8 protein-coding genes and 1 pseudogene are annotated in these 5061 nt (G+C 43.0%); 7 read left to right on the forward strand and 2 right to left on the reverse strand.

What is annotated here, in order from left to right; all coding sequences use genetic code 11:
* The first annotated feature begins 27 nt into the window (after positions 1-27).
* From PX481_RS10605 to PX481_RS10630, 6 genes are read left to right on the forward strand one after another with little or no spacing between them, the layout of a single operon-like run.
* Positions 28-387 (forward strand): ferredoxin thioredoxin reductase catalytic beta subunit, encoded by a 360-nt coding sequence (locus PX481_RS10605; RefSeq protein WP_061432731.1) that lies wholly within the window; start codon positions 28-30, stop codon positions 385-387.
* Positions 388-396: 9 nt separating this feature from the next.
* Positions 397-822, forward strand: coding sequence for a DUF309 domain-containing protein (locus tag PX481_RS10610; protein WP_147073110.1), 426 nt, complete (start codon positions 397-399; stop codon positions 820-822).
* A 49-nt stretch (positions 823-871) separates the two neighbouring features.
* Positions 872-1372 (forward strand): LptA/OstA family protein, encoded by a 501-nt coding sequence (locus tag PX481_RS10615; protein ID WP_288033272.1) that lies wholly within the window; start codon positions 872-874, stop codon positions 1370-1372.
* Positions 1369-1545, forward strand: a complete 177-nt coding sequence (locus tag PX481_RS10620; protein ID WP_288024442.1) for a hypothetical protein — start codon at positions 1369-1371, stop codon at positions 1543-1545. Before PX481_RS10615 ends, PX481_RS10620 begins: the two co-directional genes overlap by 4 nt.
* Positions 1546-1547: 2 nt before the next feature.
* The gene (gene lptB, locus PX481_RS10625) at positions 1548-2276 is read left to right on the forward strand and encodes an LPS export ABC transporter ATP-binding protein (RefSeq protein WP_002797884.1); all 729 of its coding nucleotides are present in this window, start codon (positions 1548-1550) and stop codon (positions 2274-2276) included.
* A 31-nt stretch (positions 2277-2307) separates the two neighbouring features.
* Positions 2308-3477 (forward strand): LptF/LptG family permease, encoded by a 1170-nt coding sequence (locus PX481_RS10630; protein WP_288024440.1) that lies wholly within the window; start codon positions 2308-2310, stop codon positions 3475-3477.
* A 36-nt stretch (positions 3478-3513) separates the two neighbouring features.
* Here the strand turns inward: PX481_RS10630 and rsmI are convergent, their stop codons facing one another.
* Together rsmI and PX481_RS10640 are read right to left on the reverse strand one after the other, a co-directional pair.
* Entirely contained in the window at positions 3514-4353 is an 840-nt protein-coding gene (rsmI, locus tag PX481_RS10635) for a 16S rRNA (cytidine(1402)-2'-O)-methyltransferase (RefSeq protein WP_288094560.1), read from the reverse strand.
* Positions 4354-4371: 18 nt separating this feature from the next.
* A pseudogene (locus tag PX481_RS10640) lies at positions 4372-4558 on the reverse strand (hypothetical protein).
* 197 nt (positions 4559-4755) lie between these two features.
* Between PX481_RS10640 and PX481_RS10645 the strand changes: the two are divergent.
* The gene (locus PX481_RS10645) at positions 4756-4872 is read left to right on the forward strand and encodes a photosystem II reaction center protein I (RefSeq protein WP_002732356.1); all 117 of its coding nucleotides are present in this window, start codon (positions 4756-4758) and stop codon (positions 4870-4872) included.
* Positions 4873-5061: the final 189 nt, after the last annotated feature.

Genomic DNA, 5061 nt, shown 5'->3' on the forward strand with positions numbered 1-5061 from the left:
GTAGAAAGCTAAGGGGATCAGATAACTATGAGCCAGATCACAAACACGGATAAGAGTCTTGAGGCGATGAAAAAGTTTGCCGAACAGTACGCTAAAGGTACAAATACTTACTTCTGTAGCGATCTCTCGGTGACAGCCGTAGTAATTGAGGGATTAGCGCGTCATAAGGACGAATTAGGCGCTCCTTTATGTCCCTGTCGTCACTACGAAGACAAAGAAGCGGAGGTAAAAAATACTTTCTGGAATTGTCCCTGTGTACCGATGCGGGAACGGAAAGAATGTCACTGTATGCTATTTATTACCCCCGATAACGAGTTTGCTGGGGAAGAACAGATAATTTCCCTCGACTATATCCAAGAAGTCCGCGAATCGATGAAGGGGCATTAGTTTAGGGTAATGACAGCCACCGCTTTTGGCCAAGGAATCGACGAATTTAATCGCCAGCAATTCTATGCTTGTCATGATACCCTAGAGGCTTTGTGGATGGAGTCCACAGAGCCTGAAAAAACCTTTTATCAAGGCATTTTGCAGATTGCTGTCGCTTGTTACCATCTGGAAAATAATAACTGGCGCGGGGCGGTAATTCTTTTGGGAGAAGGGGTTAGACGTTTGCAACACTATCAACCCGATTACGAGGGGATCAACGTGACGCACTTGGTTGGGGAGAGTTTGGATCTATTAAACTTTTTACAGAATCTCGATCCCCAAGCATTACCGGCAGTGCTAGAAGCGATGAAAAGCAATCAGGAACATCCTCATCCCCACCTCGATCGATCTATCTGTTCTCTGCCGAAAATCCTCAAAAGTCATCCCGTTCTCTAAAAAGCTAGATTAGTTAGTCAATACAATTACGTCTATAGGTGAGATTTCTATGAGAGCAAGATACGCAAAAATCAGAGGATGGCTAGTTGCCCTCGTTTCTGCTGGCTTAATCATGGGATTGGGCAATTCTCCCCTAGTCAAAGCACAGCAGAACATTGTACCAGGTAATGCCATGACAGTGCGATCGGATATTCAGGAGGCGAACTCAAAAACGGGGGTAATTACTGCTAGGGGTAACGTACAAGTGTTCTATCCCGCTCGCAAAATGCAGGCCACTTCCGCCCAAGCTCAGTATTTTAGCCGCGAACGTCGTTTAGTGATGACGGGTAACGTTTACGTTTTGCAGGAAGGCAACAGTATCCGCGCCGAAACGATGACTTATCTTGTCGATGAGGGCAGATTTATCGCTACTCCCCAAACCAGTCAGCAGGTGGAGTCAATTTATTTAGTCAAAGATAACGAAACTTCCCCCCAACCGGCTGCTTCCCCGACACCCGCACCCATACCTTCCCCTTCCCTCCCCGCTGCCCCAATTATTAACCCGCAGTGATAGTCAGGAGTCAGGAGTCAGGGGTCAGGAGATTATTTTTAGTTATTCTTCCCACACCCTACACCCTACACCCCACACCCCACACCCCACACCCTACACCCCACACCCCACACCCTACACCCTACACCCCACCCCCCCACTTCCCCACTTCCCCAACACCCAACACCGGATAAAGATGACTTTAGTATTAGAAAATATCCATAAATCCTACGGTAAAAGGCTCGTGGTTAACCGGGTGAGTATTACGGTTGCCCCGGGGGAAATTGTCGGGTTATTGGGACCAAATGGTGCGGGGAAAACCACAACTTTTTATATCGCCACGGGATTAATTAAACCGAATCAAGGGCGCGTTTGGCTCGATCAAAAAGAAATTACCAAATTACCCCTTAATCAGAGGGCGCGTCTGGGTATTGGCTATCTGACGCAGCAGGCCAGTATTTTTCGTTATTTAACTGTATCAGAAAATATTCAGTTAGCCCTAGAACAGTCGGGGGTTCCCTTTTCCCAACGGGCAAATCGTCTCTATGATTTATTAAAAGAATTTCGCCTCGATAAGATTGTTCGCACTAAAGGAGCCTACGTTTCCGGAGGAGAAAGAAGGAGGACAGAATTAGCTCGCGCTTTAGCGGTGGGAGTCAACGGACCGAGATTTTTATTATTAGATGAACCTTTCGCGGGGGTGGATCCGATCGCCGTGTCCGAGATTCAAGCGATGATTGCTGGTTTAAGGGATCGTCAGATGGGAATTTTAATTACTGATCACAATGTGCGAGAAACTTTGGCTATCACTAATCGGGCTTATATTATGCGCGAAGGGCAGATTTTAGCGGCGGGAAGTGGCGAAGAACTTTATAATAATCCTCTGGTGCGTCAGTATTATTTGGGTGATAATTTTTTCCGATAATTGTTATTAATAAAAATCGCTGCATTATATCATGAAAGTTGGCAATTGGCAAGGAAATTTAAGTAGAATACCCGGATTTAGCATCTTAGACCGCTATATTTTTGTCGAGTTATTATTGCCCTTTTTATTTGGTATGGGTTTATTCACTTCTTTGGGAGTGGCGATCGGTACTTTATTTGATTTAGTGCGACGGATTACTGAATCGGGTTTACCTTTTACTTTGGCCTTAAAAATTCTCTTATTAAAAATGCCAGAGTTTATCGTTTTAGCCTTTCCCATGTCGATACTTTTAGCGGCTTTAATGGCCTACAGTCGTTTAGCCAGTGATAGCGAATTAATTGCTTTGAAAAGTATTGGAATTAGTGTTTATCGCCTAATAATTCCCGCCATTGTGCTAAGTTTAATAGTGACGGGATTAACCTACGTTTTTAATGATTATGTGGCTCCGGCTGCCAGTTATGAAGCTAATGCTACCATGACGAAAGCTCTGCGACCAAATCGCAAATCTTTTATTGAAGATAATATTATTTATCCTGAATACGGCAAAGTGCGGCAACCGGATGGAGGGGAACCCCAAACGGTATTAAGAAGGTTATTTTATGCCGAAAGATTTAACGGTCAAGAGATGCTAGGTTTAACCATTCTCGATCGCACCCAACCGGAAGTTAATCAAATTATTACCTCAGAATCAGCTTCTTGGAATATTGAAAAAAATATCTGGGATTTTTATAACGGCACAATTTATCTAATTGATCCTAATGGTTCCTATCGTAATATTGTCCGCTTTCAACATCAACAATTAGCCCTACCGCGTACCCCGTTAGATTTAGCTTTTCGAGGCCGAGATGGTTCAGAAATGACCCTGAGACAAGCGCAGGAATACCTAAAAATACTGCAATTAAGCGGCAATCCTACCAAAATTAGAAAACTACAGGTTCAAATCGAGCAGAAAATATCTTTACCCTTTGTTTGTTTGGTTTTTGGGATGATTGGGGCAGCCTTGGGATTACGTCCCCAAAATTCTAATAAAGCCACCAGTTTCGGTATTTGTATTGTCCTAATTTTCTCCTATTATCTCCTATCTTTTGTCACCAGTTCCTTAGGCATTGGCGGAGTTTTAACCCCCTTGATGGCCGCTTGGTTGCCCAATATTTTAGGATTAACTGCTGGGGGAATTTTGTTAATTCAATCAGCTAAGTAATCGAGGGTTAGCGGTGGGAATAAAAATTGATAATCATCAAATTTCTAGGGCTAATTTGTATAAACGACTGCGGGATAAATTAGTAACCTGTGCTAATTGTCTGCTGGCTTGCGATCGATTAACTCCTCCTTCGATAATTTGTTTTAATTCCCGTTTTAATTCCTCGTCGGATAATTGGATATTATCGGCCTGATCGTTGCCCATAACTACGATTGTAAATTCCCCTTTAGGAGTTTTATTCTCCTGATATAAATTAATCGCCTCGGCGATAGTTCCTCGCCAAATTTCTTCGTAAAGCTTGGTTAATTCTCGACCTAAAACTATCTTTCTCGTTGATCCGAAAGTTTCGCGTAAATCCTCCAAAGTCTTAATAAGTTTGTGGGGTGCTTCATAAAAAACCATCGTTCTCGTTTCAGTTTTTAAACCCTCTAAGCGCTCTTGTTTCAGCTTTTCCTTACCCGGAAGAAATCCTTCAAAACAGAATCTTTCCGTGGGTAATCCCGACACCGCTAAAGCAGTAATTACCGCCGTTACTCCGGGGATGGGAACCACTTCGATATTAGCTTCTATACAAGCTTTAATTAACTCATAACCCGGGTCAGAAATCCCCGGCATTCCCGCATCAGTAACCAAAGCGATATCCTGACCTTGGCTGAGAATATTTAATAACTGATCGAGACGGGAAAGACGATTATGTTCGTGGTAACTAATTTGAGGGGTTGGAATATCAAAATGCTGCAATAATTTGCCAGTGTGTCTGGTATCTTCAGCAGCAATTAGAGAGACTTTTTTGAGAGTTGCCAGGGACCGGAAAGTCAGATCGTCTAAATTACCGATCGGCGTTCCCACCACATACAATTTACCGAGATTATTCATAAATTGGCTAAAAATAGGCTATTTAGTCGTATTTTCAGTGATCAGTACCCAGTAAACAGTAATCAGTAAACTAAAAACTCGGCTCTCCCAGGTTTGGTGGGTAAAATGTATTCTAAGATACAGTCTTGGGGCAGTGAGTGGAACGAACCACAGAGACACAAAGGACACAAAGATCGATCAATCCTCTGTAAGTTAAACTTATCACACAGAACCTAGAAGAGCCAAAACTCACATCTGCTCACCGCTCACTGATAACTGCTCACTGATAACTGATAACTGATAACTGATAACTGAAGACCGATCGCTTTTCTCTGTTCAGGGATCACTCAAATAGGGTAAAGTAGGTCAAGGTATGCTAACCCTGTTATTGCATTAATCTAGTCTAAGGAGAACGTCTTAGTAATGTTAACCCTAAAAATCGCCGTTTATATCGTTGTTTCCTTCTTTGTCTTACTTTTTATCTTTGGCTTCCTTTCTGGCGATCCTACCCGTAACCCCGGACGCAAAGACTTTGAGTAGAAGACAATTAACAAACTGGTTCTAGGGTAGAGGCACAGGGAACAAGTTATTAAACTTTCCCTGTCTCCCTAGAAATAATGATCATGGTAGTATCATCGGAAATTTTGGGTCTGAAACCCCGCCGTTCTAGGTTGGCTTTACGTTAGAATTAAAAGGCCAGTCTCGAAAACCAAGTGGACGGCGCAGCAC

This window comes from Microcystis sp. M53603_WE2, assembly GCF_030065435.1.

Bases quoted from the DNA above. Each gene is read 5' to 3' on its own strand.
- PX481_RS10605 (WP_061432731.1), top strand. From the start codon at position 28: ATGAGCCAGATCACAAACACGGATAAGAGTCTTGAGGCGATGAAAAAG.
- PX481_RS10645 (WP_002732356.1), top strand. From the start codon at position 4,756: ATGTTAACCCTAAAAATCGCCGTTTATATCGTTGTTTCCTTCTTTGTC.
- lptB (WP_002797884.1), top strand. From the start codon at position 1,548: ATGACTTTAGTATTAGAAAATATCCATAAATCCTACGGTAAAAGGCTC.
- rsmI (WP_288094560.1), bottom strand. From the start codon at position 4,353: ATGAATAATCTCGGTAAATTGTATGTGGTGGGAACGCCGATCGGTAAT.
- PX481_RS10615 (WP_288033272.1), top strand. From the start codon at position 872: ATGAGAGCAAGATACGCAAAAATCAGAGGATGGCTAGTTGCCCTCGTT.
- PX481_RS10630 (WP_288024440.1), top strand. From the start codon at position 2,308: ATGAAAGTTGGCAATTGGCAAGGAAATTTAAGTAGAATACCCGGATTT.
- PX481_RS10610 (WP_147073110.1), top strand. From the start codon at position 397: ATGACAGCCACCGCTTTTGGCCAAGGAATCGACGAATTTAATCGCCAG.